This window comes from Methylobacterium brachythecii, from assembly GCF_014196345.1.
GTDB lineage: Bacteria > Pseudomonadota > Alphaproteobacteria > Rhizobiales > Beijerinckiaceae > Methylobacterium > Methylobacterium brachythecii.
This window is the reverse complement of the sequence record NZ_JACIDN010000003.1, coordinates 180,915-206,156: the sequence shown is the minus strand read 5'-3', so window position 1 is coordinate 206,156 and position 25,242 is coordinate 180,915. Positions and strand designations below refer to the sequence as shown.

The following is a 25,242-nucleotide window of genomic DNA, read 5'->3' as shown; positions in this document are numbered from 1 at the left end:
GGATCGATTGCCGCGCTTCTCGTGAAGCTGGGTGAGCGTCTGAAAACGCCCGCGGTCCAATCCCTACGCCGGTATGAACCGGATCAGGTTCGAAGGATTTCCGCGCTGCTCGAAAGCGATAGCGGTGTCTCAGCCCCTTGTCGGGGATCTCCCTGGAACGCCCCTGATGTGGGCCGAGATGGCCGCGTGGTCAATCCCCGTCGCGAACCGCAAGAATTGTTGGGATGAGGCGAACCTTTCGCACACCGCGCCATGCGATAGGTGAGTCATTCACGCGAGAGGCGTCAGGGCAGCGAGAGTTTCTTCACGCACAGCGTGCAGCTCTACAACCGTGCCCTGGCAGGCACCGCGGCAGGAGGGGGCGGGTTGTGACAGGCCTTGGCAGATGGGTGACGTGCGCAGCCGTGCTCTGCTTGATCATTGCTGGCCGACACGGTTTCACCAGGGCCGCGAACGGTGATGCCGCGGCTCCGCCGCCGATGGCCATGTCGGTAGCCGCTCCCTCTACTGGCGCCATTGCGCTTCACGCCGACCGCAGCGGGCATTTCACGACGAGCGCCCTCGTCAACGGGCGCACAGTGTCGATGCTCGTCGATACCGGCGCGACCAACTGCGCCTTCCGCGAGGAAGAAGCTGAGAGTCTCGGCATCCGCATCGGCCCCAACGACTTCACACGGGTGGTCGGCACCGCCAACGGCACGGTTCGCGTCGCCCCCGTTCGCATCCGCCTGTTGCAGATCGGGCCGGTCGCAGTGCGCGACGTCGAGGCCGCCGTGATCCCGCGGGGTCTGCTCGGCACCAACCTCCTCGGCATGTCGTTTCTGTCGCGACTGCGCGAGTTCAACGTAGCCAAGGGACGCATCACCCTGCGCGGATAGGCAGCACGCCACCTATCGTCAGGGCCAAGACGGACGTCAGTCCGCCGTGAGCGCCGCCGCCGCGCTCGTCTCGGATGGCTGGCTCACGCGGATACAGGAGGCCGCCTTCGCCCGTCCCGGCCGATAGACCTCCATCAGCTCGGGAAAACCGTCGAGGGGGTGTTCGCCGAGCGATACCGGATCGCCCCAGAGAAAGTCGACGAAGGGCTTCGACATGAGTAGCGGTTCGCCGAGCGTCCGGTTCAGCCGCGCCAGGCGGCTGGCGAGGTTCACGTCCCGGCCGATCACGGTGAAGTCGAGCCGGGTGCCGGAGCCGACATTGCCGTAAGCCGCCTCGCCGTGATGAAGCGCGATGCCGGCGGCGACCGGCTTGTCGCCGAAGCGACCGACCGCGTTGGCCTCGGCGAGTGCTTCGAGAGATGTGAGCGCTGCCGTAAGCGCACCCTTGGCGGCGCCGCCGAGGTCGTCGCCGGGCTCGCGGAAGATCGCGAGCAGGCCGTCGCCGAGATATTTCAGCACCTCGCCGCCCTCCCGCTCGATGGCGGGCACCAGGCAGTCGAAGAAGTGGTTGAGAAGCTCGACCGATTCCTCGGGCGTCAGGTCGGCCGATAGCCGCGTGTAGTCGCGCATGTCGGCGAAGAGGATCGCCGAGCGAATGCGCTTGACCTGACCCCGGCGGATATCGCCCGACAGGATAGCGCGGTGCGGCTCGTCGCCGACATAGATGCGCAGCACCTGGTCGAGCTGCTTGTTGACGATGCGCATCTCCATCACCGCGGCGAGCGCCGGCATGATGAAGCGCAGGATCGCGATGTCCTCGTCCGCAAACCCATCCTTCGCACGCGTGGCGAAGGTGATGCCGTTATGAGTGCCGTTGGTGAAAAAGACGGGCACCACGACATAAGCCGCGAAACCTTCGGCCTTGAGTTCCGGTACGATCGAGAACAGGTCGTCCGGGGTCTCGGTGAGATCGAGGATCAGCCATTCGCCGCTCTGATGGACCTCATAGAACGGGCTCGCGTGATAGGCCTCGTGCGAGGCTTCGCCGTGCGGAAACAGCCGAACCGTCGTGCCCGACTCACGAGTCCAGACCCGTCCCACGCCCGAATATTCCGAGTGCAGGGTATCGATCGCCGTCGAGGCGCGATCGACCGGCACGCCGATGTCGATCAGGCGCTGCGCCAGCCCCGCCAGCAGATCGCTCGCATTTTCCAGCCGCGCGCCCTCGCCCAGCAGCCAGTCGCGGATGCCGACGCTCGGCTGGATCGCGCCGAAGGGCACGTCCTGCGCCTCGGAGCCGTCGGCGAAAGCGGTGGGTGCAAGCTCTTTGGGTGGCGTCGTGGTGGCGTCCTCGTCGAGCATATGGCCAAGGTGGGTACGCCCTGGGGCAAAGCAAGGTTTGCCGGCTGGGCGATTCATGTTGAAAAGTGCGGCGTCAATCGCTTGGGGACGGGCCCGACCACCACTGCGAATGCCCGGTCAGCATAGACCGAAACGCCGCCACCTCTGAAACCAATCTTGGCTCGCATGGTCAACGCTTTTCCAGAGCGGACGCATGCCTCCGTCGGCCGCTTTGAGAGGCGAGCTTCAACGCATGTTGTGCACAAGTCACCGGCCGGAAACATTTCGTAACATTTTCTTTAGCCTAGCTTAACCGAAGGCCCTACGCGGCAATCGAGGAGTCCAAAGGATCGGCTTCAGCCGACCGCTCCTCGCGACGACTTTGGGGCTTCACCGATGCTGACTTCCGTCATCCGTCTCACCGCACTGGCCGCGATCTTCGCGCCAGGTCTCGCCATGGCTCAGGCCAAGCAAGATTTCACCATCGTCAACAAGACCGGCTACCAGATCGACGAGGTCTATGTCGGCCCTGTCAGCAGCTCCAACTGGGGCAAGGACGTGATGGGCAAGGACGCGATCGGCGACGGCGAGAGCGCCGAGATCAACTTACAGGGTGGAGGCGGCTGCAAGTGGGACATCCGCGTCGTCTACAACGACGGCGACGCCTCCGAATTCCGCGAGGTCAACCTCTGCAACATCACCCAGGTGACCCTGTTCTGGAACCGCAAGGCCGGCACGACGCGCTTCGTCGCCGAGTGAGCTGTCGTCTTTAAGAGCGTAGCGAAGCAACCCAGGACAACATCCTTAGCGTCGGCGCCTCGGCTCAGGATTGCTTCGGCTTCGCCTCGCACTGACGGCGAAACGAAAAAGCCCCTCCCTGTGCAACAGGAAGGGGCTTTTGATTGCACCACTCGACCAGATCAGTTGTCGAGGAAGCTGCGCAGCTTCCGGCTCCGGCTCGGATGCTTCAGCTTGCGCAGGGCCTTCGCCTCGATCTGACGGATACGCTCGCGGGTCACCGAGAATTGCTGGCCGACCTCTTCGAGCGTGTGATCGGTGTTCATGCCGATGCCGAAACGCATGCGCAGCACGCGCTCCTCGCGCGGCGTGAGCGAGGCGAGCACGCGCGTGGTGGTCTCGCGCAGGTTTGACTGGATCGCCGCGTCGATCGGCAGGACGACGTTCTTGTCCTCGATGAAGTCGCCGAGGTGGCTGTCCTCCTCGTCGCCGATGGGCGTTTCAAGCGAGATCGGCTCCTTGGCGATCTTCAGGACCTTGCGAACCTTCTCCAGCGGCATCGCCAGCTTCTCGGCCAGCTCCTCCGGCGTCGGCTCGCGGCCGATCTCATGTAGCATCTGGCGCGAGGTGCGGACGATCTTGTTGATCGTTTCGATCATGTGCACCGGGATGCGGATGGTCCGCGCCTGGTCGGCGATCGACCGGGTGATCGCTTGGCGAATCCACCACGTCGCGTAGGTCGAGAACTTGTAGCCGCGGCGGTACTCGAACTTATCGACCGCCTTCATCAGGCCGATATTGCCCTCCTGGATCAGATCCAGGAACTGCAGGCCGCGGTTAGTGTACTTCTTGGCGATCGAGATCACGAGACGGAGGTTCGCCTCGATCATCTCCTTCTTGGCCTGGCGGGCTTCGCGCTCGCCCTTCTGGACCATGTTTACGATCTTGCGGTACTCGCCGATCTGCAGGCCCGTCTCGGAGGCGAGCGTGAGGATCTGCTCGCGCAGGTCCGCGACCTGCCGCCCGCCCTTCTCGACGAAGTTCTTCCAGCCCTTGCCGCCGAGCGTGCCGACGCGCTCCATCCAGTTCGGATCGAGCTCCCAGCCCTGGTAGTGGCGTAGGAATTCGTCGCGAGCGACGCCGTGGCCTTCGGCGGCGCGCATCAAGCGGCCCTCATGCGAGATCAGGCGCTTGTTGATGTCGTAGAGCTGCTCGACCAGAGCCTCGATACGGTTGGCGTTGAGCGAGAGGGACTTCACGTCGGTGACGACGATGTCTTTCAGCTCCGCCTGCTTCTTGTCCTGGGCGGAGGTATTCGCCTCACCGGCGGCCTGGCGCTCGTTCGCCTCGTTCTGGAGCTTGCGCAGCTTGCGATAGTTGCCGGCGATCGCGTCGAAGGTTTCCAGGACGCGCGGCTTGATCTCCGCTTCCATCGCGGCGAGCGAGACGTTGTTCTCCATGTCGTCTTCGTCGTCGCCGCCTTCGGGCGGGTTCGGGCCTTCGCCTTCGGCGTCGCCCTCTTCCTCGGCTTCCTCGCCTTCGGCCACCTGCGGTGCCGTCTTGGCATCCGGGCCGGCATAGGTGGCTTCGAGGTCGATGATGTCGCGCAGCAACACCTTTCCGTCGATCAGCTCGTCGCGCCAGATGATGATGGCCTGGAAGGTCAGCGGGCTCTCGCAGAGGCCCGCGATCATCGCCTCGCGGCCGGCCTCGATGCGCTTGGCGATCGCGATCTCGCCCTCGCGGGACAGCAGCTCCACGGAGCCCATCTCGCGCAGATACATCCGCACGGGATCGTCCGTGCGGTCGGTCGGCTCCTTGGTCGTGGTCGTCGCGACGGCGACCGCACGGGTCGGACCCGCCTCGGCGACCTCGCCGCCCTCGGCAGCCTCTTCCTCGTCCGATGCTTCGCCGTTGGGCTTTTTGTCGGCGGTGGTCTCTTCGGTTTCCTCGCTCTCGATGACACGGATACCCATGTCGTCGAGCTGAGCCAGGACGTCCTCGATCTGGTCGCCGTCGACCTGACCGTCGGGAAGAACCTCGTTGACCTCTTCGTAGGTCACATAGCCGCGCTTCTTCGCGAGCTTGACCATGCGCTTGACGGCGGCATCGGTCAGATCGAGCAGAGGACCGTCCGTCTGCTGCTCTTGAGCGACGTCGGTGTCGTCCCGCTCGGTTGCCTTCGTTGCCATGCTCAGCCTATGTTTTCGTGGCAGCCGCACCGGATGCGATCGGTCGCATGCCCCGGTTGAAAGCCGCAATTCGGATACCGGTCGTCACCGGCAGATGAATTCGGTCTACGCACCCCTGCTTGACCGACCGTTAACCATGCGCGGCGATCTGCATCGCGCGTCACGGCGTCAAATCTCGTCCGTCTCCGGATCCTCCGCGTCGGCATCCGCGCTGGCGATTACCGCCAACCTTTCCTTGACGTCACATAGCCAAGCGAAATTGGCCTCGGATGGGTCGTCGGCAAGGGCACGTTCCGCTTGGCGGAGTTCGCTATTTAGCGTTCCCGCCTTGCGGTGCAAGATCACGGCTTGACGGAGAGTCGTTTCCAGGCGTGCAGGATCCGCATGCGGGTCGAGCGACCAGCGGTCGCCGGGCCTCACCAGAGCCGCGAGCCGCGCCGCCGCCTCCGACAGCCCAGCGCGTTCCAAGCGCGAGGCCATCACCTCCGAATCGGTCGAAGCTCCCTCGGCGACGTGGTCGAGCAGAGCCGAGCGCAGGACCTGCGCGTCGGGATTGTCGAGTTCCAATTCCGAGAGGTCTTCCTCCTCGATTGCCAGCAATTCCGTGTGGACGAGCAGGCTCGACACGATCATCGCCTCGCGCTCACGGAAGGCGCTCCCCTGCGGAGGCGGGGTCGCGCTCGACAGGAGCGGGCTGAACTTGAAATCGATCCGGGGCGACGGCGGGGGATCGCCCGGCCGCGGGCGCCTGCGCATCGGCTCGCCGTTTGCCCGGCCCGGTTGCGCGGCACCTCGGTAGTCTCCGCGTCCGCCGCGAGGACCGGACATCTCCCGCAGGCGGTTCTCGATGTCGTCCCGATAGAACCGGCGGACGGTCTCGTCGCGGATGCCCGAAACCGCCTCGCGCAGGGTGCGGGCGAGCCCGGCCCGGCGCTCGGGCGTATCGAGCGGCGACGTCTCGGTCTCGCGTGCCCACAGAACCTCGACGAGGGGGTGCGCGCTTTCAAGCACCGTGTCGATCGCCCCGGCCCCGCCGGAGCGCAGCAGGTCGTCCGGGTCCTGACCCTGCGGCAGCATGGCGAAACGCAGCGACTTGCCCGGCTCCAGCATCGGCAATGCGACGTCGAGCGCCCGGAACGCGGCTTTCTGCCCAGCCTTATCGCCGTCGAAGCACAGGATCGGCTCGTCTGCATGGCGCCAGAGCAGGCCGAGTTGATCCTCGGTGAGCGCCGTGCCGAGCGGCGCCACGGCCTCGGCGTGCCCGGCGAGCGTCATCGCGATGACGTCGACATAGCCCTCGACCGCGATGATGGTACCGCGGTCATGCGCGGCTTTGCGGGCCGCATTGAGATTGTAGAGCACGCGGCCCTTGTGGAAGAGCGGCGTCTCCGGTGAGTTGAGGTACTTCGCCTTGGCATCCGCCTGCATGGCCCGGCCGCCAAAAGCGATCACACGGCCGCGGATATCGGTGATCGGAAACATCACCCGGTCGCGAAACTTGTCGAAGGGCACCGCGACGGTCTCGCTGGTCGCGAGAAGGCCGAGTTCAAGCATCAGCGCCTTGTCGACGCCCTTGCCGGCGAGATGGTCGCGTAGCGCATAGCGCTCGCCCGTCGCGTAGCCGAGGCGGAACTGGCGGCGCACCCCCTCCCCCAATGCCCGGCGGTCGAGATACTCGCGGGCCTGCGCGCCCCGTTGCCCCCTGAGCTGGTCTTCGAAATAAACGGCTGCGAGTTCCATCACGTCGAGCGCGTCCCTGCGCTGCTCGTCCGCACGCTCGGTCTCGGCCGAAGGCTTCGGGAGGACCACGCCGGCTTCGCCGGCCAGGCGCTCGACGGCCTCGGGAAAGCTCAAGCCTTCCGTCTCCATGAGGAAGCGGAAGACGTCCCCGTGCTTGCCGGAGGAGAAGCAGTGATAGAACTGCTTCTGATCGTTCACGTAGAAGGACGGCGTCTTCTCGGAGTTGAACGGCGACAGCCCGCGCCATTCGCGGCCGGCCTTCTTCAGCCGCACGCGCCGGCCGACCACGTCCGACGCGGGAAGCCGCGCGCGGATCTCTTCCAGGATGTGGGGCGGATAACGCAACGGGGTCCGGTCGTGGAGGTCGTCGGATTCGGCATAGTACCGCATCGACCCCGGCCGAGTCTCAGCGCTCCCAGGCCGGCTCGGCAGTCCGACCTCTTCGATGTCGGTCGCAGGCGGCGATCCACATCCAATCCACAGATGCGCCCTCTCGGCCTGGGACGAGCCGACGACAAGCCGCCGCTGTCGCCGTGCTCTACGCGGAGCCGATGGAGCGACGCCCGTCAACCGACCGATGCGAACCTAGAGTATCCGCCGAACGGTTTGTTAAGACGAGGCTGCAACCGTCAAGGCTTCCGTGTTCCGGACATCCGCCATGACCGACAATCGCCGATTGGAGCCGCGCACGAACGCGTTCCTATTCGGCTCGATCCTCCTCGACGACCTCTCATCGCAGCGCGATTGCCTCGTCTGGGACGAGTCTCAGATCGGCGCGATGATCGAAGTCGCCGGGTCCGAGGAGATCCCCGATCGGTTCAGCCTCGCGATCGGTCCGCATCGGCGCGCTCGCCCCTGTGCGGTGGTGCGGCGCGACGGCAGGAGGCTCGGGGTGGTGTTCGAGGACGGGATCAGTCCGACGCCTGCGTAAAGTACCAGGGATGCTGGTCGAGATCCCAGACCGTGTAAGTCAGCCCATAACCGTGGTCGGCGAGCGGCTGTGAGATCTCGGCGCCCGCCGCCTCGGCACGGGCGTGATGCGCCCGAACGTCGGGCACGTAGACGAAGATGCCAGCGGTGGCCTTTGTCTCGTCGCTGGGCGCGACCATCCGCCAGGCGTCGCTGCCCTGCCCCATCATGATTCGCTGCCCGTCGAGCAGCATCGAGGCGTGCATGCCGCCGCCAGACGTCGGATGCCGGCTTTCTTCCTGAAAGCCGAAGACGCGGCGCAACCAGTCGAGCGCGGCCGGCACGTCACGATAGAACAGGTAAGGAATGATCTCGGTACCCATCGCCGTCTCCTCGTCATCGATGCGAGGCTAGCCGCGAGTCGGGATCCTTCCGAGTCTCGAAACGCGCGGAAACGACCGGTCAGCGATGGACCCCGCGCCGTCACTTGGCGGCAAGGGTCTCCTTCACGAGTCCGCTGGCCTTCCCGAAATCCATCCGGCCGGCATACTTGGCCTTCAGCGCGGCGATCACCTTGCCCATGTCCTTCGGCTCGGCAGCGCCGGTTTCGGCGACGGCGGCTGCGATGGCCGCGCGCGTTTCCGACTCGTCCATCTGCTGGGGCAGGAAGCTCGCAATAATCGCGGCCTCGGAGCGCTCGGACGCCGCGAGCTCCGGCCGGCCGCCCTGCTCGTAGACGCCGGCTGCCTCGTTGCGCTGCTTGATCATCTTCTGCAGCAACGAGAGGATCTCGGCCTCGTCGATCTGACCGGTGCCGGAGCCCGAGACGCGCGCCTCGATGTCCTTGTCCTTGAGGGCGGCCTGGATCATGCGGACCGTCGAAAGCTTTTCCTTCTCGCCGGCCTTCATGGCGGCCTTCATCTCGGCGGTGAGGCGCTCGCGCAGCATGGTGGGTTCCTGACGGCTCGTTCTTCCAAGCGGCGCTGCCTATACCGTCCGACGCTCCTCCGCCAGCGTGTCAGGCGGCAGGACGTTTCTCGGCTGCGTGCCGGAGCGCCTCGTTCATGCGCGATCATGAGCCCCGCAACCTCCCACGTTGCCCGCGCGCGGCCGGGTCGCTATGTGCAACGCAATCGCTCGCCGCACGCGTGCCCCCGAGGGCTCTGGAATGCGGCTGAGAGCCATCCGGATCCGATCGATGCTGCCAGACGCCGCCGCTTCCGCGCGCCCCGCACCCGAACCCTGGGCCGAGCCCCTCGCTACAGCCCTGCTCGTGCTCGCCGACGGGACGATCCTCGAAGGCTTCGGCATCGGCCATGAGGGCATCGCCGACGGCGAGGTCTGCTTCAACACGGCGATGACGGGCTACCAGGAGATCCTGACAGACCCGTCCTATGCCGGCCAGATCGTGACCTTCACCTTCCCGCATATCGGCAATGTCGGCACCAATGACGAGGATCTGGAAAGCCTCGATGCGGCGCCGGCCTCGGGCGTGCGCGGAGCGGTCATTGCGTCGGCGGTCACGCAGCCGTCGAGCTGGCGCTCCTCTTCGCATCTGGACGGTTGGCTGAAGGCCCGCGGCATCGTCGGCATCACCGGGATCGACACCCGTGCGCTGACAGCGCTGATCCGCGATCACGGCATGCCGAACGCCGTCATTGCAAACGATCCAGCGGGGCAATTCGATCGGGAGGCGCTGAAGGCGCGCGCTGCGGCGCTGGCGCCGATGGAGGGTCTCGATCTGGTCCCCCCGGTCACCAGCCGCGAGCGCTCGAACTGGGGTGAGACTACCTGGACGGTGCAGGGCGGCTATGGCACCCGGCCGGCCGGTGACGGATACCGGGTCGTCGCGATCGATTATGGCGTGAAGCGCAACATCCTCCGCCTGCTCGCCCAGGCCGGCTGCGATGTGACCGTAGTGCCCGCGACCACCACCGCCGCCGACATCCTGGCGCTCAAGCCCGACGGCGTCTTCCTCTCGAATGGGCCCGGCGACCCGGCCGCGACCGGCACGTACGCCGTCCCGGTGATCCGGGAGTTGCTCGAGAAGCGCGTGCCGACCTTCGGAATCTGCCTCGGCCACCAGCTCATGGGCCTGGCGCTCGGCGGACGCACCGTGAAGATGGGCCAGGGACATCACGGCGCGAACCATCCCGTGAAGGATCACACCACCGGCAAGGTCGAGATCGTCTCGATGAACCACGGTTTCGCGGTCGATCCAAAGAGCCTGCCGGACACGGCGGTCGAAACCCATGTCTCGCTGTTCGACGGCTCAAATTGCGGGCTGTCGCTCACCGACCGGCCGGCCTTCTCGGTCCAGCATCACCCGGAGGCGTCGCCCGGCCCGCGCGACAGCCACTACCTGTTCGAGCGTTTCGTTGGCCTGATGCGCGACAACCGTGCCGAGACCGTCGGCAAGACGCCGTGACCTTTCGGCCACGTGGCCGCCACGCGATGCAGCGGGTGGCCTAAAGCACGGTCTCGGCACTGTCCGGCCACAAAAACTCCCAGCTTGAACGGCACTCGACACCCATCGCAGCCGGCACGCGGATCCAAGCGGAATCGCTCCCGGCCACCTTCGGTTCGATGGGGTTTTTGGGATGACGCTCGACGACGCGCGTGACGACTTCTCGCGGTTGCATCGGCACTTCACGCTGCATCTCGGCGTCGCGGTCGGCCTCGCGTGGCTCACTGCGTCCTACGCCGCATTCTACACGCCTTGGGTTCGCAACATCCGCGCGCTGATCGAGCCCGCCGCCGGTTCGGCTCGCGTCGAGAGCACGCTGTCCTACCTCTTCGTCATGCCGGCGGTTCTGCTGCTCGCCTGGCTCTCGGCCTATTTCGGCCGCGAGACGATGCGCCGTTTCCAGACCCTCCCGAACCAGGCTCATGAATTTGCTGCGGCGGCCGTCGTCGCCTTCGGCGTCTTCTATCTCTCGATCGACCGGGCCGTCGCCGCGCTTCACGCCGCTTTCTGAGACCATCGCGTTCTTATCATCGAGCCGGGCCGAGAGAGATCGGCCCGGCTTTTTGCTGTCTGGCTTCCGCTGAATTCTACTTGGCTTCCGCCTTGGCCCAGAGCGGCTCGAAGCGCTGCTTGGCCATCTTGTTCTGGTCGAGGCCCTTGGCTTTCTCGAGGTTTTCGAGGTTCGAGCCGACGGCCACCAGCGCCACCATGCCCATGATGTAGTGCGGCGCGCACTTGAAGCCGTAGACGCCTTCCTTCTCGAAGGTGACGGTCTCGTCCTTGCCCAGAGCGCCCTTCACCGGAGCGGCTCCCTCCGGCGCCATGTTCTTGATCGTCTCGACATTGTGGCCCTTGTCGGTCGCCACGAACTTGACGGTGTCTCCGGGCGCAATCTTCGTGAAAGGCGGATCGAAGACCATCATCCCGCCTGGGCCATTGTTGAGCATCTTTACCGTGAACTCGGCGGCCTGAGCCGACGCGCAGGTCGCGGCGAGCATGGCGGCCGCGAAAAGCGTTCTGGAGGACGTCATCCTTTTCCTCATAATAATTCTGAACTTGACCGATGTTTTTGACCGGCAAGATTGACTATGTGCTTTCGAGAATTTGATCAAATCTCCGACGCAACTTGATAAATTGAATAATTATACTCTTGCCGCCGGCCATGCAGCGGACGCTGGACTCGGCTGTTGCTCGCCCTTTCAAACCCCTGCGGCTGCGTGTAAACGCGGGCGCTAACGATCATTCCTGTGCCGACCGGCCTCGAACCTCGCCGTGTCGTCGGCGATGCGCGAGGGCGAATGCGCGCGGTTTGACGACCCGCACACGACCTCAAGGCGAACGATGCCGAAGCGCACCGACATTTCCTCGATTCTGATCATCGGTGCGGGTCCGATCATCATCGGGCAGGCCTGCGAGTTCGATTATTCCGGCACCCAGGCCTGCAAGGCACTGCGCGAGGAGGGCTACCGCATCGTGCTCGTGAACTCGAACCCGGCGACGATCATGACCGATCCGGACATGGCCGACGCCACATATGTCGAGCCGATCACGCCGGAGATCGTCGCCAAGATCATCGAGAAGGAGCGCCCCGACGCCCTCCTGCCGACCATGGGCGGCCAGACAGCGCTCAACTGCGCGCTTTCCCTCAAGAAGATGGGCGTCCTCGAAAAGTTCGGCGTGCAGATGATCGGCGCGACGGCCGAGGCCATCGACAAGGCCGAGGATCGCAACCTCTTCCGGGAGGCCATGACCAAGATCGGCCTGGAGACGCCGAAATCCGCCCTGGCCAACGCCTCCGCTGCCAAGAAGGCCGATCGGGACCGCTATCTCGCCGACAAGGCGCGGATCGAGGCCAGGAGCGCCGAGCCGGCAGCGCGTGAGGCGGCACTCGCCGAGTTCGAGCGGCAATGGGCGAGCGGCGAGAGCGAGCGCCGGCGCCGCTACATCGAGCACGCGCTGGGCCAGGGCCTGATCGCCCTTGCCGAGATCGGCCTGCCTGCGATCATCCGGCCGTCCTTCACCATGGGCGGCACCGGCGGCGGCATCGCCTATAACCGGGAAGAATTCCTCGACATCGTCGAGCGCGGCGTCGACGCATCGCCGACCAACGAGGTGCTGATCGAGGAGAGCGTGCTCGGCTGGAAGGAGTACGAGATGGAGGTCGTCCGCGATAAGGCGGATAACTGCATCATCGTCTGCTCCATCGAGAACATCGACCCGATGGGCGTGCATACCGGCGACTCGATCACGGTCGCCCCTGCCCTGACGCTGACCGATAAAGAATATCAGGTGATGCGCGACGCCTCCCTCGCGGTGCTCCGCGAGATCGGCGTCGAGACCGGCGGCTCGAACGTGCAGTTCGCGATCAATCCCGAGAACGGGCGTATGATCGTGATCGAGATGAACCCGCGCGTGTCGCGCTCGTCCGCACTCGCTTCGAAGGCCACCGGCTTCCCGATCGCCAAGGTCGCGGCCAAGCTCGCCGTCGGCTACACCCTCGACGAGATCGCCAACGACATCACCGGTGGCGCGACCCCGGCCTCGTTCGAGCCGACCATCGACTACGTCGTCACCAAGATCCCGCGCTTCGCCTTCGAGAAATTCCCGGGCGCAGAGCCGACGCTCACCACCGCCATGAAGTCGGTCGGCGAGGCCATGGCGATCGGCCGCTGCTTCGCGGAGTCCCTGCAGAAGGCGTTACGCTCGCTGGAGACAGGCCTCACCGGGCTCGACGAGATCGAGATCGAGGGCCTCGGCAAGGGCGACGACCACAACGCCATCAAGGCGGCGATCGGCATCCCGACGCCGGACCGCCTGCTCAAGGTCGGCCAAGCCCTGCGGCTCGGCATCAGCCATGAGGAGGTCTTCGCCTCCTGCAAGATCGATCCGTGGTTCCTCGAGCAACTGCAGGCGATCATCGATCTCGAAGCGCGTGTGAAGGCGCATGGCCTGCCGACGACCCCGGCCGCCTTCCGCCAACTCAAGGCGGCCGGCTTCTCCGATGCACGGCTCGCCGTGCTGACGGGAGCCGAGGAGGATGCCGTCCGCGCCAAGCGCCGTGCGCTGAACGTGCGGCCCGTCTTCAAGCGCATCGATACCTGTGCGGCCGAGTTCAAGGCGCCCACCGCCTACATGTACTCGACCTACGTCGCCCCCTTCGCCGGCACCGTCGCCGATGAGGCGCTGCCGTCGGACAAGAAGAAGGTCATCATCCTCGGCGGCGGCCCGAACCGGATCGGCCAGGGCATCGAGTTCGACTATTGCTGCTGCCACGCCTGCTTCGCGCTGTCGGATGCCGGTTACGAGACCATCATGGTCAACTGCAATCCGGAGACGGTCTCGACCGACTACGACACCTCGGACCGGCTCTATTTCGAGCCGCTGACCGAAGAGGACGTGCTGGAGATCATCGAGACCGAGCGGCAGGCCGGCACTTTGCACGGCGTCATCGTCCAGTTCGGCGGCCAGACCCCGCTCAAGCTCGCTCGCGCCTTGGAAGCGGCCGGCGTGCCGATCCTCGGCACGTCGCCCGACGCGATCGACCTCGCCGAGGACCGCGACCAGTTCAAGCGGCTGCTCGACAAGCTCGGCATGAAGCAGCCGAAGAACGGTATCGCCTATTCGGTCGAGCAGAGCCGGCTGATCGCCTCGGAGCTCGGCCTCCCCTTCGTGGTCCGACCCTCCTACGTGCTCGGCGGCCGCGCCATGGCGATCATCCGCGACGAGGCGCAGTTCGCCGACTACCTCCTCGGCACGCTGCCGAGCCTGATCCCGTCGGACATCAAGGCACGCTACCCGAACGACAAGACGGGCCAGATCAACACGGTGCTGGGCCGCAACCCGCTGCTGTTCGACCGCTATCTATCGGATGCGGTGGAGGTCGACGTCGACGCGGTCTGCGATGGCGAGGACGTCTTCATCGCCGGCATCATGGAGCACATCGAGGAAGCGGGCATCCATTCGGGCGATTCCGCCTGCACCCTGCCCCCGCGCTCCCTGTCGCCGGAAATCCTGGCTGAGTTGGAGCGCCAGACCAAGGCCATGGCTCTGGCCCTCAAGGTCGGCGGCCTGATGAACGTCCAGTACGCCATCAAGGACGGCACGATCTATGTGCTTGAGGTGAACCCGCGCGCCTCGCGCACGGTGCCCTTCGTCGCAAAGGTCATTGGCGAGCCGATCGCCAAGATCGCCGCCCGGATCATGGCCGGCGAGCGACTGTCGGCTTTCGGGCTCAAGCCGAAGACGCTCGATCACATCGCCGTCAAGGAGGCGGTGTTCCCGTTCGCCCGCTTCCCCGGCGTCGACGTGCTGCTCGGGCCGGAGATGCGCTCGACGGGCGAGGTCATCGGCCTCGATGCCGGCTTCGGCGTGGCCTTCGCCAAGAGCCAGCTCGGCTCGGGCACGACCGTCCCGACTGCGGGCGTCGTGTTCGTCTCGGTTCGCGACGACGACAAGGAGCGGATCCTGACGGCGGTGCGCGCGCTGCACGAGCTCGGTTTCGGCGTGCTCGCCACGGGAGGCACCCAGCGCTACCTCGCCGAGAACGGCATCCCGGCCGAGCGGGTGAACAAGGTTCTAGAAGGCCGTCCGCACATCGTCGACGCGATCAAGAACGGCGACGTCCAGCTCGTCTTCAACACGACGGAGGGTGCAGGAGCGCTCTCGGACTCGCGGTCGCTCCGGCGCACCGCCCTCTTGCATAAAGTGCCGTACTACACCACTCTCGCCGGAGCGATGGCGGCGGCTGAGGGAATCAAAGCCTATCTGGAGGGTGACCTCCAGGTGCGCGCGTTGCAGGAATATTTCGCGGCCTGAACCGCGACGGCGACAGATGCATCGAGGTCCGGCCGCTCGGGCGGTCCGGACGTTTCATAGTTGGCCCGGAGGGAGCGTCCGCTCCCGGCCGGGCCTCTTCAATTGCGGCGTGAGACGATGGCGATAGACAAGGTTCCGGTCACGGTGCGTGGCTTCGCAGCCATGGAAGAGGAGCTGAAGCATCGCCAGCAGGTGGAGCGTCCCCGCATCGTCGCGGCCATCTCCGAGGCGCGTGCCCATGGCGACCTGTCCGAGAACGCCGAGTACCACGCTGCCAAGGAAGCCCAGTCTCACAACGAGGGCCGCGTGCTCGAGCTCGAGAGCATGATCTCGCGCGCGGAGGTCATCGACGTCTCGAAGCTCTCCGGGGACCGGATCAAGTTCGGCGCCACGGTGAAGCTCGTCGATGACGACACCGAGGAAGAGAAGAGCTACCAGATCGTTGGCGAGCCCGAGGCCGACGTCCATGCCGGCCGGGTCTCGATCTCCTCCCCGATCGCTCGCGCGCTGATCGGCAAGGGCGTCGGCGATGCCGTCGAGGTCACCACGCCGAGCGGCGGAAAGTCCTACGAAGTGCTCGAGATCAAGTACGGCAGCTGACGTGGCACGGAACTCGATCGCAGGCCGGATCGCCGCTTCTGCGCTGCTCTGCCTGATGCTCGCGCAAGCCAGCGTGACCGAGGCCGCCTCCGGTTTCGGCCGCTTCGCCTCCGTGTGGGTCGACGTGCGGCCGTTCCTGGCGGAGGGCGGCGGCGCGCAGGCCGAGGCCTTGCGCGCAGACCTCACTGCCGCGCTGAGGCAGAGCTTCGCCGGTCGTATCGGCGGACGCGGGCCGAGCCTCGTGGTGGTGGTACGCAGCCTCTCGCTCAACCCCTATGCCGGCAGCGGGAACAGTGGCCGTGGCGGGCGCGGCGGTGGTGGCGGATCGAACGATTATCTCGACGGCGAGGCACTGCTCGTCGGCGCGAACGGGCAGATCCTGGCACGCCACCCGCAGCTTGCCGTTCTTCCCTCGAGTTCGGGCGGCGCCTGGTACGATCCCGCCTCGGAGCGCCGCCGCGTTACCGCCATCGCCGAGCAATACGCCCAGTGGCTCGTGCGCTCGCTGCCGGTCGAGTGACCGGTCGAACGTGGTCGAGGGCGTATCGGTGAGTGAGTCGATCCCGGATCTGTCGCGTTGCTCGACCTGGATCGTCACCGACGGCAAGGCCGGCGACGAGAACCAGTGCCTTGGCCTCGCCGAGTACCTGAAGCTGCCCTACGAGTTGCGCCGCATTCCCCGCCGGCCGTTCAACTGGACGGCGCCGTGGGGGCCGCTCGATCCTCGCGATACCCCGGGACGCAAGGGTGGCACGCTGGCCGGCCCCCTGCCGGACATCGTGATCGCGTCCGGCCGGCGCGCCGTCCCCTACATGCGGGCCATCCGAAAGGCCTCGGGCTACCGAACCTTCGCGACCTTTCTCAAGGACCCGCGCGTCGGCCACGAGGCCGCGGATTTCATCTGGGTGCCCGACTTCGACGACCTGCGCGGGCCGAACGTCTTCACGACGCTCACGGCCCCGCATCAGGTTTCGCGAGAGCGGCTGCAGGCGGCGCGTGCGGTGCCCGATCCGCGCCTCGCCGCCCTCTCCTGGCCGAGGGTCGCCGTCCTGGTGGGGGGCAACAGCCGGCATCTGAGCTATCGCGAGGCCGACATGAAGCGGCTGGTGAAGCATCTCGGCACCCTCGCAGACAGCGGCTCGTCGCTGATGCTGACGGTGTCGCGCCGCACGCCGGACGCGCTGCGCGCGGCCCTGGAGACACTGGTCTCCGAGAAGGGCGGCTTCTACTGGGATGGCAGCGGCACCAACCCTTACGTTGCCATGCTCGCCTTGGCCGATCAGGTCGTCGTCACCTCGGACTCCGCCAACATGGTCGGGGAGGCGGCGAGCACGGGCGTGCCGCTCCTTCTGTTCGACCTGCCGAAGACCTACATCCGGCACAGGCGGATGTTCGCGGGGCTTGCCATGGCCGGCGCCCTGAAGACATTCGTCGGCCGGCTGGAAGCTCTGCAATACGCCCCGATCGACGCCACGCCGGATATCGCGAACGCGATGGCGAAGGCCTTCGTCGAGCATCGGCGGCGGATCGCGTCGGCGGGCGGCAGCACGCGCGACCGGCTTTAAGCCCTTTCACGCGCCGCCGGAGTCGAGCCGGCGGCGCGGACCAGGAGACGGATGACATGGCCCATACGCATGCGAAGCTCGTGATCGTCGGCTCCGGGCCGGCCGGCTACACGGCGGCGATCTACGCCGCGCGTGCGCTGGTCGAGCCGCTGATGATCTCCGGGTTCCAGCCCGGGGGACAGCTCATGATCACGACCGATGTCGAGAACTATCCGGGCTTCGCCGAGGCAATCCAGGGGCCCTGGCTCATGGAGCAGATGCGCCTGCAGGCCGAGCATGTCGGCACAACGATCGTCTCCGAATACATCACCGAGGTCGACCTCAAGAGCCGCCCGTTTCGGCTGATGGCCGATTCCGGCGAGACCTATTCCTGCGATGCGCTGATCATCGCTACCGGCGCGCAGGCCAAGTGGCTCGGCATTCCCTCGGAATCGAAGTTCCAGGGCTTCGGCGTCTCGGCCTGCGCGACCTGCGACGGCTTCTTCTTCCGCGGCAAGGAGGTCACAGTTGTCGGCGGCGGCAACACCGCCGTCGAGGAGGCGCTCTACCTCGCCAACGTCGCGAGCAAGGTCACCGTCGTCCACCGCCGCGGTGAGTTCCGGGCCGAGCGCATCCTGCGCGAGCGGCTGTTCAAGCATCCAAACATCGAGGTGATCTGGCATCACAGCGTCGAGGAGATCTGCGGCAGGACCGAGCCGGCGCCGTCCGTGACGCATCTGCGCCTCAAGGATGCCCGCACTGGCGAGATCCGGGAGCATGCGACCGAAGGCGTCTTCATCGCCATCGGCCATCAGCCGGCCACCAAGGTGTTCGAGGGACAGCTGCCCACGCGCCATGGCGGCTATCTCACGGTGAAGCCTGGAACCACCGAGACGGAGATCCCCGGCGTCTTCGCGGCGGGCGATGTCACCGACGACGTCTATCGTCAGGCGGTGACCGCCGCGGGCATGGGCTGCATGGCCGCGCTCGAGGCCGAGAAGTACCTCGCGAACCTCGAAGTCGGCGAGAATCCAACTCAGGCTGCCGCCGAATAATCTCCGGTTGCAGGTCATCGTCTGTTAAGATGTTGGCACGCGGACGTTCGCAACCAATTCGCAAGTCTGACGTCCTAAGCTATGCAGCGACGGTAGAAGCCGGTAGCGCAGGGTTCCGTTTGGCGAAGGTGTGACCGAACATCTCGGTGCACGTATCGCGAGGGATCGGGGGCTGGCCGGAAGACGCTGGGGGCGATGAACCGCTCGGCTGGGGCCGGACGGGGCTCGGCCCGGTATGCGTACGGGAGGCACGGCCGTGGACTGGGACAAGATCCGGATATTTCTCAACGTCGCGGAGGCCGGCAGTTTTACGCGCGCCGGTGACGATATCGGCTTGAGCCAATCGGCCGTCAGCCGCCAGATCAGCGCCTTGGAGCGCGAGCTGAAGGCGCCGCTCTTCCACCGGCATGCCCGAGGCCTGATCCTGACCGAACAGGGCGACCTGCTGTTTCGTGCCGCGCGCGACATGAAGCTCCGGCTAGAGAACACGCAGGCCCGCCTCGTCGAGACCAGCGAGCGTCCCTCGGGCGATCTGCGCGTCACCACGACGGTCGGCCTCGGTACCTCTTGGCTCGCTCAGCGCGTCTCGGAATTTCTCGACCTATATCCAGAGGTGCGCATCGAACTGATCCTCACCAACGAGGAGCTCGATCTCGCCATGCGCGAGGCCGACATCGCGATCCGGATGCGGCGGCCCGCCCAGCCGGACCTGATCCAGCGGCGGCTGTTCACAGTGCACTATCACGCCTTCGCCAGCGAGGATTACATCAAGCGTTTCGGCGAGCCGAAGACGCTCGACGATCTCGATGAGCACCGGCTGGTCTCGTTCGGCGGCAACGAGCCGTCCTACCTGCTCGCGACGCATTACCTTGCCAGCATCGGGCGCGAGGGCCGCGAACGGCGGCCGATCAGCTTCACCGTCAACAACGTCGCGGCCTTGCACGAGGCCATGCGCTCGGGCGCCGGGATCGGCATCCTGCCGGACTACGCCATCGACGGGAACCAGAGCCTCGTGCAGATCATGCGCGACAGCGAGATGCCGAGCATGGAGAGCTACCTCGTCTATGCCGAGGAGATGCGCTCCGTCGCTCGTGTGCAGGCCTTCCGCGACTTCCTCGTGACCAAGGCGCAGCGCTGGGCGTTCTAGAGCCTGCTGCGAAAGGTGGAAACGGCTTTTCGCTGAAAGCCTGCTCTAACTCTTTGATTTGATCATGTTTTCTGAGTTTTGATGGTTTCCATCAAAACTCAGCCTGGTCTAAAGGCCGCGCTCGCTCGACAGGCCGCCCGGGACATGATCGAAAGATCCCCATTCTGGGAGGATCTTCATGCGATTCTTGGCGGCGATCGGTATTCTCGCCCTTTCGGCCAGCGTTTTCGAAGCCCGAGCTGGTGGCTGCGAGGACGCCTGGTATCAGCGTAACGCCATCTACAAGCAGCAGGGCTATTGCTTCCGGACGCAGCGCGCGATCCAGACCTTCGGGAATGCTGGCTGCTCCTACGATGCCGTCGAAGACGTGCCGCTCTCCGCGCGCCAGCGCGCGCAGGTCGCCGAGCTCAAGGCCTACGAGCAGTCCTACGGCTGCCCGCGATAATCTCCGATCAGGCCTCGTCGGGCTCGCGTAGCGCCCGGCGCAGGACCTTGCCGACATTGGTCTTCGGCAGGCTGTCGTGGAAGACGATGCGGCGCGGGACCTTGTAGCCCGTGAGCTGCGAGCGGGCGTGGGCCTTCAAGGCGTCTGCCGCTACGGTCTCTCCCTTGATGACCACATGCGCGACGACCATTTCGCCCTCCTCGCAGCGGGCCCCCACCACCGCACATTCGAGCACGGACGGGTGCTTGGCGAGAACGTCTTCGACCTCGTTCGGATAGACGTTGAAGCCGGAGACGAGGATCATGTCCTTCATCCGGTCGACGATGCGGATGGAGCCCGTCTCGGACATCGTCGCCACGTCGCCGGTGCGGAAGAATCCGTCCGGCGTCATCGCAGCGCGCGTCTCCTCCGGGCGGTTCCAGTATCCCGCCATTACCTGTGGCCCCCGCACGCAGAGTTCGCCCGGTTCACCGAACGGCAGGTCCCTGCCATCCGCGCTTCGGATCGCGACGTCGGTCGACGACACGGGATAGCCGATCGTCCCCGACCATTCCTGCAGGTCGACGGGATTGATCGAGACCACGGGCGAGGTTTCCGAGAGCCCGTAGCCCTCGATCAGGGCCTTGCCCGTCGCCGCCTTCCACTTGCCGGCCACGGCCGCCTGGACCGCCATGCCGCCGGCGATGTGGTAGCCGTCAGCGCCGGAAAAATCGATTTCGTGCAGCTTCGGGTGGTTCAGCAGCAGGTTGAACAACGTGTTCACCCCCGACAGATGCGTGAAACGGCTCTTGGCCAGCGTCTTCACGAAGCCGTTGACGTCTCGCGGGTTGGCGATGAGCAGGCAGCATCCGCCGGTCCCGAGGAAGAAGAAGAAACAGGCCGTGAGCGCAAAGATGTGGTAGAGCGGCAACGCCGTCACCATGGTGCGTCTCCGGCCATCGCCACCCGAGACCTGAAACCAGGCCCGGCTCTGCTCGACATTGGCCACGATGTTGCGGTGGGTCAGCATCGCCGCCTTGGCGATCCCCGTCGTGCCACCCGTATATTGCAGGAAGGCGAGATCGTTCGGTGAGACCGCGACGCGGTGGCGCGGCAGCCGGCGTCCGGCGCGCAGCACCGCATCGAACCGGGTCGTGACGGTTGGCGAAAGCTGGAAGTGGGGCACTGCCCGTTTGACGTAGCGCGAGGCGAAGTCGATCACCTTGCCCTTCAATCCGAGGCAATCGCCCGGCCCGACGAGAACCACACGCTCCAGCCTCGGCAGCTTGGGCAACGCCTCCGCGACGGTGTGCGCGAAATTCTCCAGCACGAACAGGATCCTGGCGCCGGAGTCTTCGAGCTGCCCGATGAGTTCGCGCGGTGTGTAGAGCGGGTTGACGTTGACGGCGGTGCAACCAGCATTGAGCACGCCGAGCAGCGCGGCCGGATAGGCGGCGACGTTGGGCATCATCAGCGCCACACGGTCGCCCTTGGCCAAACCGAGCGATCCGAGCCAAGCCGAGACACAATCGGCCGAGGCACCCAACTCGCGATAGCTGACGCTCTTTCCAAAGCTGATCAGGGCTGGCCGATCCGCGTAGGCGGCGATGCTGCGCTCGATCAGGTCGACGAGGGTGCCGAGCCTCTCGACGTCGATCGCGGCCGGCACGCCGGGCGGATAGGCCGCCAGCCAGGGGCGCGCGCCGTTGCGGTCTACGGCCAATGAGTCGGCCATGGTGTTCTCCCTACGTCGAGCCTTGTCGCGGCTCGTACGGTTGCCCGCCTTGCCCTCTGGCTTAACGGGATCGGCCGGGAGCGATCAACCCGCGGTCGGTGCCGACTGATTGGCCCGCACAGCGGAGATCAGCGCGTGCGGCAGGAACGCGACGACGAGACAGGCCGCCACCAGAAGGGCGTCGCCGGCATCGAGCGGGCGCCGAGGCCATGGTCCGAAGCCGATGGTGCGGGCGAAGCCGAGCACGGCGAGAGCAAACCAGAGCGCCAGAAACCGCCCGCCAACGCTGGCCAACCCACGCCCGATGCGGCGCAACCGGGCGACGCGCTCCAGCGACGGCTGTCCGGCGATCACCACACCGAGCCCCATGGCAGCGCCGAACGCCGATGCGGCAACCGCCGCGCCCAGCGCGTAGGCGGCCCCCATTGGCATCTGGTTGAGGAACGCCATGCCCCCGGTCATGAAGCCGCCGCGCAGGACGAGCCCGCCGAAGGTCGGGTGCAGGCTGAGAGCGAGCACCAGAACGAGGCCGGCGAGCGCTCCGAGCACGCGCCGCAAGATTGCCGACGGCCCCGGGGCAATTGCCACCGCGATCACCCGCGCGAGGGCATAGATGATCGCGAAGGCGAAGAGCGGATAATGGTCGAGGAAGAATCCGTAGAAGCGCGTCCCGATCTCGGCCGGGGCCGGCGTGCTCTGGTCGAATCCCGTGACGAACGCGGCGAGCAGCGCGGCGAGCGCGGCGGCGAGGGGCGCCGCCGCCACGAGGATCGCCGAGATGCTCACCCCTCGTACGTGTCGCGCACCAGCCGGTCGAGCAGACGAACGCCCCAGCCGGAGCCCCAGCTGCGGTTGATCTCGCTCGGGCTGGACGACATGCCAACGCCGGCGATGTCGAGATGCGCCCACGGCGTCTCGCCGACGTAGCGCTTGATGAAGGACGCGGCGGTTGCCGCGCCGCCATGGCGGCCGCCGGTGTTCTTCATGTCGGCGAATTTCGAGTCGATCGCCTTGTCGTAGGCCGGGATCAGCGGCATCCGCCAGACCTTCTCGCCGGCGGCCTCGCCGGCAGCGGTGATCGCGGCGGAGAGTTCGTCGTCGTTCGAGAACAGGCCCGCGATGTCCTGGCCGAGCGCCACGATGATCGCGCCGGTGAGCGTTGCGAGATCGATGATCGCCCGCGGCTTGTAGGCCTTGTTCACGTGCCAGATCACGTCCGCCAGCACGAGCCGGCCCTCGGCATCGGTGTTGATCACCTCGATGGTCTGGCCGGACATCGAGGTCACGATGTCGGAGGGCCGATAGGAATTGCCGTCGGGCATGTTCTCGACGATGCCGATAGCGCCGACGACGTTCACCTTGGCACCGCGTGCGGCGAGCGCGTGAATGGTGCCGACCACGGCGGCGGAACCGCCCATGTCGCCCTTCATGTCTTCCATGCCGCCGGCCGACTTGATCGAGACGCCACCGGAATCGAACACCACGCCTTTGCCAATCAGCGCGAGCGGCGGCGCGGATTTGTCGTCGGCCCCGTTCCAGCGCATCACGGCGATGCGCGGCTCGCGGGCCGAGCCCTGGGCCACGGCGAGCAACGCGCCCATGCCGAGTTCGCGCATCCTAGCGACGTCGAGGATTTCGACCTCGACGCCGAGCTTGGTCAGCTCGGAGGCCCGACGAGCGTATTCCTCCGGAAAGAGGACGTTCGGCGGTTCGTTGACGAGGTTGCGGGCGAGGATGACGCCATCGGCGACGGCGCGAGCGGCCTCGGCCGCCTTCTCGGCAGCGGCGGGATCGGCGCTCAGCACCGTGAGCTGCGTCGTGCGCTCGTCCTCCGCCTCAGGCTTCTTCTTCGTCTTGTAGCGGTCGAAGCTGTAGCTGCGCAGGCGCGCGCCGAGGGTGAAGTCGGCCACGTCCCGTGCCGAGGGCTCGCTACCCGGCCAGTCGAGGGCGACGCGCGCCGTCCGGCCGCCGACCTTGCCGGTGGCGAAGCCGCCGAGCGTCACGTAGTCGATCTTCGCGCGGTCCTTGTCGGAGCCGAGGCCGACCACGACGAGCCGGTCCGCCGCGACGCCGGCCGGCGCGGGCAGCGTCAACGCGCTCTGCGACTTGCCCTTGAAGCGCTCGCTGGCCGCTGCGCGTGCGACCAGTTCGACGCCGGCCGTCCCGAGCAGGTCCGATGCGGCCGACGAGAGGGCAAGGTCGTCACCCACGAAGACGACGAGGTCGCCGGAGCCCTTCGAGGAGAGGGGTTGAAAGGCGATTCCGATACCATCCGCCATCTTATAAGCTTTCCGACCCTCTTGCCTTCGGGGCGTCATTCGCCCGATCACGAGCGGCGCCCCGGTCTTGTGTACCCTCTGAGGCGCAGAACGCAACGCGACGGAGGAGCGCCGTGAAACGGCCCAACTCAGGGTATCTGAGCCGTGGGTTCCGGGTCGGGCGGGCATCCGGAATACCCGCGGCGAGAACGGCTTGGCGCGACGGGCGATGACCCATATCGAGCGTTACATCTTCAGGATCACACTCGGCGCTTTCCTCGCCTGCCTGATCGGCCTGACGGGCACGATCTGGGTGACGCAGGCCCTGCGCGAGCTCGACCTCGTCACGGCGAAGGGTCAGACGCTGCTGATCTTCCTGCTGATCACAGGCTTGTCGCTTCCGACGTTGATCACGGTGATCGCGCCGGTGGCGCTGTTCATCGCGGTGATCTACGCGCTGAACAGGCTGAACGGCGATTCCGAGCTGATCGTGATGTCGGCTGCTGGCATGGCGCCTCGGCATATCCTCAAGCCGTTTTTCACGCTCGCCATGGCGGTGAGCGTGATGGTGGCCTTCCTGACCATCCAGGTGATGCCCTCTTCCTTCCAGGAATTGCGCGACGTGCTCACCCGCGTGCGCGGCGACTTCGTCGCGAACGTCGTGAAGGAGGGCCAGTTCACCTCGCTCGATAGCGGCATCACCTTCCACTTCCGCGAGCGCGGCCGCGACGGGTCTCTCAAGGGGCTGTTCATCCAGGACAAGCGAGAAGCGGGGAAGACCGTGGTCTACCTCGCCGAGAAGGGCGTGGTCACCGACTATGACGGGCAGACCTACCTGACGCTCACCAACGGTAGCGTGCATCGCCAGCAGAAGGACTCGCGCGATTCCTCGATCGTGACCTTCGAGCGCTACGCGGTCGACCTCGCCGCGTTTTCTCCGCCCGACGGCGACGTCATCTACAAGCCGCGCGAGCGCTCGACCTCGCAGCTGCTGTTCCCCGATACCTCCGAGAACCTGTACAAGCTTCAGAAGGGCCGCTTCCGGGCCGAGCTGCACGACAGGCTGTCCGCGTGGCTCTACCCGCTGGCCCTCGCCCTGATCGCCTTCGCGGCACTCGGAGATCCGCGCACCACGCGCCAGGGCCGCGGCCTGGCGATGGCCAGCGCGGTCACCGCAGTGGTCGCCTGCCGCATCGCCGGCTTCGCAGCCTCGAGCGCCGCTGTACGGAGCCAGGGTGCCGTCGTCGCGATCTACGCCGTGCCGCTCGTCGCCGCCGGCCTGTCCTGCCTGCTGATCTTCCAGGGCGCCCGGGTCCGCGCGTTCAACGCCTCTCTCGGACGCTTCGCGAAGGACCGGCTCGCCGGCCTGTTGCGGCGGCCGCGTCTCGGCACGGGCTGA

General features: G+C 66.2%; 22 protein-coding genes and 1 riboswitch. Of the genes, 13 read left to right on the top strand and 9 right to left on the bottom strand.

What is annotated here, in order from left to right; translation table 11 throughout:
- Positions 1-42 precede the first annotated feature (42 nt).
- Positions 43-163, bottom strand: a riboswitch (TPP riboswitch).
- 322 nt (positions 164-485) lie between these two features.
- Positions 486-878 carry a retropepsin-like aspartic protease family protein gene (locus tag GGR33_RS08605; protein WP_246412922.1) on the top strand — a complete coding sequence of 131 codons (393 nt, stop codon included), beginning with the start codon at positions 486-488 and terminating at the stop codon, positions 876-878.
- A 36-nt stretch (positions 879-914) separates the two neighbouring features.
- On the opposite strand, the gene GGR33_RS08600 is transcribed toward GGR33_RS08605, so the two are convergent.
- Positions 915-2,240 (bottom strand): adenylate/guanylate cyclase domain-containing protein, encoded by a 1,326-nt coding sequence (locus GGR33_RS08600; RefSeq protein WP_183504009.1) that lies wholly within the window; start codon positions 2,238-2,240, stop codon positions 915-917.
- Between the two features lie 375 nt (positions 2,241-2,615).
- On the opposite strand from GGR33_RS08600, the gene GGR33_RS08595 reads away from it, so the two are divergent.
- Positions 2,616-2,978, top strand: a complete 363-nt coding sequence (locus GGR33_RS08595; protein WP_183504007.1) for a hypothetical protein — start codon at positions 2,616-2,618, stop codon at positions 2,976-2,978.
- Positions 2,979-3,139: 161 nt separating this feature from the next.
- Here the strand turns inward: GGR33_RS08595 and rpoD are convergent, their stop codons facing one another.
- Together rpoD and dnaG are read right to left on the bottom strand one after the other, a co-directional pair.
- Complete coding sequence (gene rpoD, locus GGR33_RS08590) at positions 3,140-5,149, bottom strand: RNA polymerase sigma factor RpoD (protein WP_183504005.1); 2,010 nt, start codon at positions 5,147-5,149, stop codon at positions 3,140-3,142.
- A 168-nt stretch (positions 5,150-5,317) separates the two neighbouring features.
- Entirely contained in the window at positions 5,318-7,234 is a 1,917-nt protein-coding gene (dnaG, locus tag GGR33_RS08585) for a DNA primase (RefSeq protein ID WP_183505011.1), read from the bottom strand.
- A 313-nt stretch (positions 7,235-7,547) separates the two neighbouring features.
- Between dnaG and GGR33_RS08580 the strand changes: the two genes are divergently transcribed.
- Positions 7,548-7,820 (top strand): pilus assembly protein PilZ, encoded by a 273-nt coding sequence (locus tag GGR33_RS08580; protein ID WP_183504003.1) that lies wholly within the window; start codon positions 7,548-7,550, stop codon positions 7,818-7,820.
- Here GGR33_RS08580 and GGR33_RS08575 read toward each other — a convergent pair.
- Both GGR33_RS08575 and GGR33_RS08570 read right to left on the bottom strand, forming a co-directional pair.
- Positions 7,801-8,181 (bottom strand): VOC family protein, encoded by a 381-nt coding sequence (locus GGR33_RS08575; RefSeq protein ID WP_183504000.1) that lies wholly within the window; start codon positions 8,179-8,181, stop codon positions 7,801-7,803. The genes GGR33_RS08580 and GGR33_RS08575 overlap by 20 nt on opposite strands.
- A 100-nt stretch (positions 8,182-8,281) precedes the next feature.
- Positions 8,282-8,746, bottom strand: coding sequence for a GatB/YqeY domain-containing protein (locus tag GGR33_RS08570; RefSeq protein ID WP_183503998.1), 465 nt, complete (start codon positions 8,744-8,746; stop codon positions 8,282-8,284).
- A gap of 250 nt (positions 8,747-8,996) precedes the next feature.
- On the opposite strand from GGR33_RS08570, the gene carA reads away from it, so the two are divergent.
- A complete protein-coding gene (carA, locus tag GGR33_RS08565) occupies positions 8,997-10,226 on the top strand; it encodes a glutamine-hydrolyzing carbamoyl-phosphate synthase small subunit (RefSeq protein WP_183503996.1) in 1,230 nt (409 codons plus the stop codon).
- Positions 10,227-10,398: 172 nt separating this feature from the next.
- Positions 10,399-10,776: a hypothetical protein gene (locus GGR33_RS08560; RefSeq protein ID WP_183503989.1), complete on the top strand. Its 378-nt coding sequence runs from the start codon at positions 10,399-10,401 to the stop codon at positions 10,774-10,776.
- A 76-nt stretch (positions 10,777-10,852) separates the two neighbouring features.
- Here GGR33_RS08560 and GGR33_RS08555 read toward each other — a convergent pair whose 3' ends face one another.
- Positions 10,853-11,296, bottom strand: a complete 444-nt coding sequence (locus GGR33_RS08555; RefSeq protein WP_183503987.1) for a pseudoazurin — start codon at positions 11,294-11,296, stop codon at positions 10,853-10,855.
- A 310-nt stretch (positions 11,297-11,606) separates the two neighbouring features.
- On the opposite strand from GGR33_RS08555, the gene carB reads away from it, so the two are divergent.
- The 7 genes from carB to GGR33_RS08520 all read left to right on the top strand — a co-directional run bounded on the left by carB (position 11,607) and on the right by GGR33_RS08520 (position 19,871).
- The gene (gene carB / locus GGR33_RS08550; RefSeq protein WP_183503986.1) at positions 11,607-15,080 is read left to right on the top strand and encodes a carbamoyl-phosphate synthase large subunit; all 3,474 of its coding nucleotides are present in this window, start codon (positions 11,607-11,609) and stop codon (positions 15,078-15,080) included.
- A 123-nt stretch (positions 15,081-15,203) separates the two neighbouring features.
- Positions 15,204-15,680 carry a transcription elongation factor GreA gene (greA, locus tag GGR33_RS08545; protein ID WP_183505009.1) on the top strand — a complete coding sequence of 159 codons (477 nt, stop codon included), beginning with the start codon at positions 15,204-15,206 and terminating at the stop codon, positions 15,678-15,680.
- Between the two features lie 55 nt (positions 15,681-15,735).
- On the top strand, positions 15,736-16,200 hold the full coding sequence (locus GGR33_RS08540) for a hypothetical protein (protein ID WP_183505008.1): 465 nt from the start codon (positions 15,736-15,738) through the stop codon (positions 16,198-16,200).
- Positions 16,201-16,228: 28 nt separating this feature from the next.
- Positions 16,229-17,245: a mitochondrial fission ELM1 family protein gene (locus tag GGR33_RS08535; protein WP_284210693.1), complete on the top strand. Its 1,017-nt coding sequence runs from the start codon at positions 16,229-16,231 to the stop codon at positions 17,243-17,245.
- Between the two features lie 56 nt (positions 17,246-17,301).
- Positions 17,302-18,279, top strand: a complete 978-nt coding sequence (trxB, locus tag GGR33_RS08530) for a thioredoxin-disulfide reductase (protein ID WP_183503982.1) — start codon at positions 17,302-17,304, stop codon at positions 18,277-18,279.
- A 256-nt stretch (positions 18,280-18,535) separates the two neighbouring features.
- The gene (locus GGR33_RS08525; RefSeq protein ID WP_183503980.1) at positions 18,536-19,426 is read left to right on the top strand and encodes a LysR family transcriptional regulator; all 891 of its coding nucleotides are present in this window, start codon (positions 18,536-18,538) and stop codon (positions 19,424-19,426) included.
- Positions 19,427-19,604: 178 nt separating this feature from the next.
- Entirely contained in the window at positions 19,605-19,871 is a 267-nt protein-coding gene (locus GGR33_RS08520; protein ID WP_183503978.1) for a YARHG domain-containing protein, read from the top strand.
- A 7-nt stretch (positions 19,872-19,878) separates the two neighbouring features.
- On the opposite strand, the gene GGR33_RS08515 is transcribed toward GGR33_RS08520, so the two are convergent.
- The 3 genes from GGR33_RS08515 to GGR33_RS08505 all read right to left on the bottom strand — a co-directional run bounded on the left by GGR33_RS08515 (position 19,879) and on the right by GGR33_RS08505 (position 23,864).
- Positions 19,879-21,585 (bottom strand): AMP-binding protein, encoded by a 1,707-nt coding sequence (locus GGR33_RS08515; protein WP_246412921.1) that lies wholly within the window; start codon positions 21,583-21,585, stop codon positions 19,879-19,881.
- A gap of 84 nt (positions 21,586-21,669) precedes the next feature.
- The gene (locus GGR33_RS08510) at positions 21,670-22,371 is read right to left on the bottom strand and encodes a hypothetical protein (RefSeq protein ID WP_183503976.1); all 702 of its coding nucleotides are present in this window, start codon (positions 22,369-22,371) and stop codon (positions 21,670-21,672) included.
- On the bottom strand, positions 22,368-23,864 hold the full coding sequence (locus tag GGR33_RS08505) for a leucyl aminopeptidase (protein ID WP_183503974.1): 1,497 nt from the start codon (positions 23,862-23,864) through the stop codon (positions 22,368-22,370). Before GGR33_RS08505 ends, GGR33_RS08510 begins: the two co-directional genes overlap by 4 nt.
- A gap of 208 nt (positions 23,865-24,072) precedes the next feature.
- Here GGR33_RS08505 and lptF point away from each other — a divergent pair, with 208 nt between their 5' ends.
- Complete coding sequence (lptF, locus tag GGR33_RS08500) at positions 24,073-25,242, top strand: LPS export ABC transporter permease LptF (protein ID WP_183503972.1); 1,170 nt, start codon at positions 24,073-24,075, stop codon at positions 25,240-25,242.

Excerpts from the sequence above, each read along its gene's own strand:
- GGR33_RS08605 (WP_246412922.1), top strand. The coding sequence starts at position 486 with ATGTCGGTAGCCGCTCCCTCTACTGGCGCCATTGCGCTTCACGCCGAC.
- GGR33_RS08600 (WP_183504009.1), bottom strand. The coding sequence starts at position 2,240 with ATGCTCGACGAGGACGCCACCACGACGCCACCCAAAGAGCTTGCACCC.
- GGR33_RS08595 (WP_183504007.1), top strand. The coding sequence starts at position 2,616 with ATGCTGACTTCCGTCATCCGTCTCACCGCACTGGCCGCGATCTTCGCG.
- rpoD (WP_183504005.1), bottom strand. The coding sequence starts at position 5,149 with ATGGCAACGAAGGCAACCGAGCGGGACGACACCGACGTCGCTCAAGAG.
- GGR33_RS08580 (WP_183504003.1), top strand. The coding sequence starts at position 7,548 with ATGACCGACAATCGCCGATTGGAGCCGCGCACGAACGCGTTCCTATTC.
- GGR33_RS08575 (WP_183504000.1), bottom strand. The coding sequence starts at position 8,181 with ATGGGTACCGAGATCATTCCTTACCTGTTCTATCGTGACGTGCCGGCC.
- GGR33_RS08570 (WP_183503998.1), bottom strand. The coding sequence starts at position 8,746 with ATGCTGCGCGAGCGCCTCACCGCCGAGATGAAGGCCGCCATGAAGGCC.
- carA (WP_183503996.1), top strand. The coding sequence starts at position 8,997 with ATGCTGCCAGACGCCGCCGCTTCCGCGCGCCCCGCACCCGAACCCTGG.
- GGR33_RS08560 (WP_183503989.1), top strand. The coding sequence starts at position 10,399 with ATGACGCTCGACGACGCGCGTGACGACTTCTCGCGGTTGCATCGGCAC.
- GGR33_RS08555 (WP_183503987.1), bottom strand. The coding sequence starts at position 11,296 with ATGACGTCCTCCAGAACGCTTTTCGCGGCCGCCATGCTCGCCGCGACC.
- carB (WP_183503986.1), top strand. The coding sequence starts at position 11,607 with ATGCCGAAGCGCACCGACATTTCCTCGATTCTGATCATCGGTGCGGGT.
- GGR33_RS08540 (WP_183505008.1), top strand. The coding sequence starts at position 15,736 with ATGCTCGCGCAAGCCAGCGTGACCGAGGCCGCCTCCGGTTTCGGCCGC.
- trxB (WP_183503982.1), top strand. The coding sequence starts at position 17,302 with ATGGCCCATACGCATGCGAAGCTCGTGATCGTCGGCTCCGGGCCGGCC.
- GGR33_RS08520 (WP_183503978.1), top strand. The coding sequence starts at position 19,605 with ATGCGATTCTTGGCGGCGATCGGTATTCTCGCCCTTTCGGCCAGCGTT.
- GGR33_RS08515 (WP_246412921.1), bottom strand. The coding sequence starts at position 21,585 with ATGGCCGACTCATTGGCCGTAGACCGCAACGGCGCGCGCCCCTGGCTG.
- GGR33_RS08505 (WP_183503974.1), bottom strand. The coding sequence starts at position 23,864 with ATGGCGGATGGTATCGGAATCGCCTTTCAACCCCTCTCCTCGAAGGGC.
- lptF (WP_183503972.1), top strand. The coding sequence starts at position 24,073 with ATGACCCATATCGAGCGTTACATCTTCAGGATCACACTCGGCGCTTTC.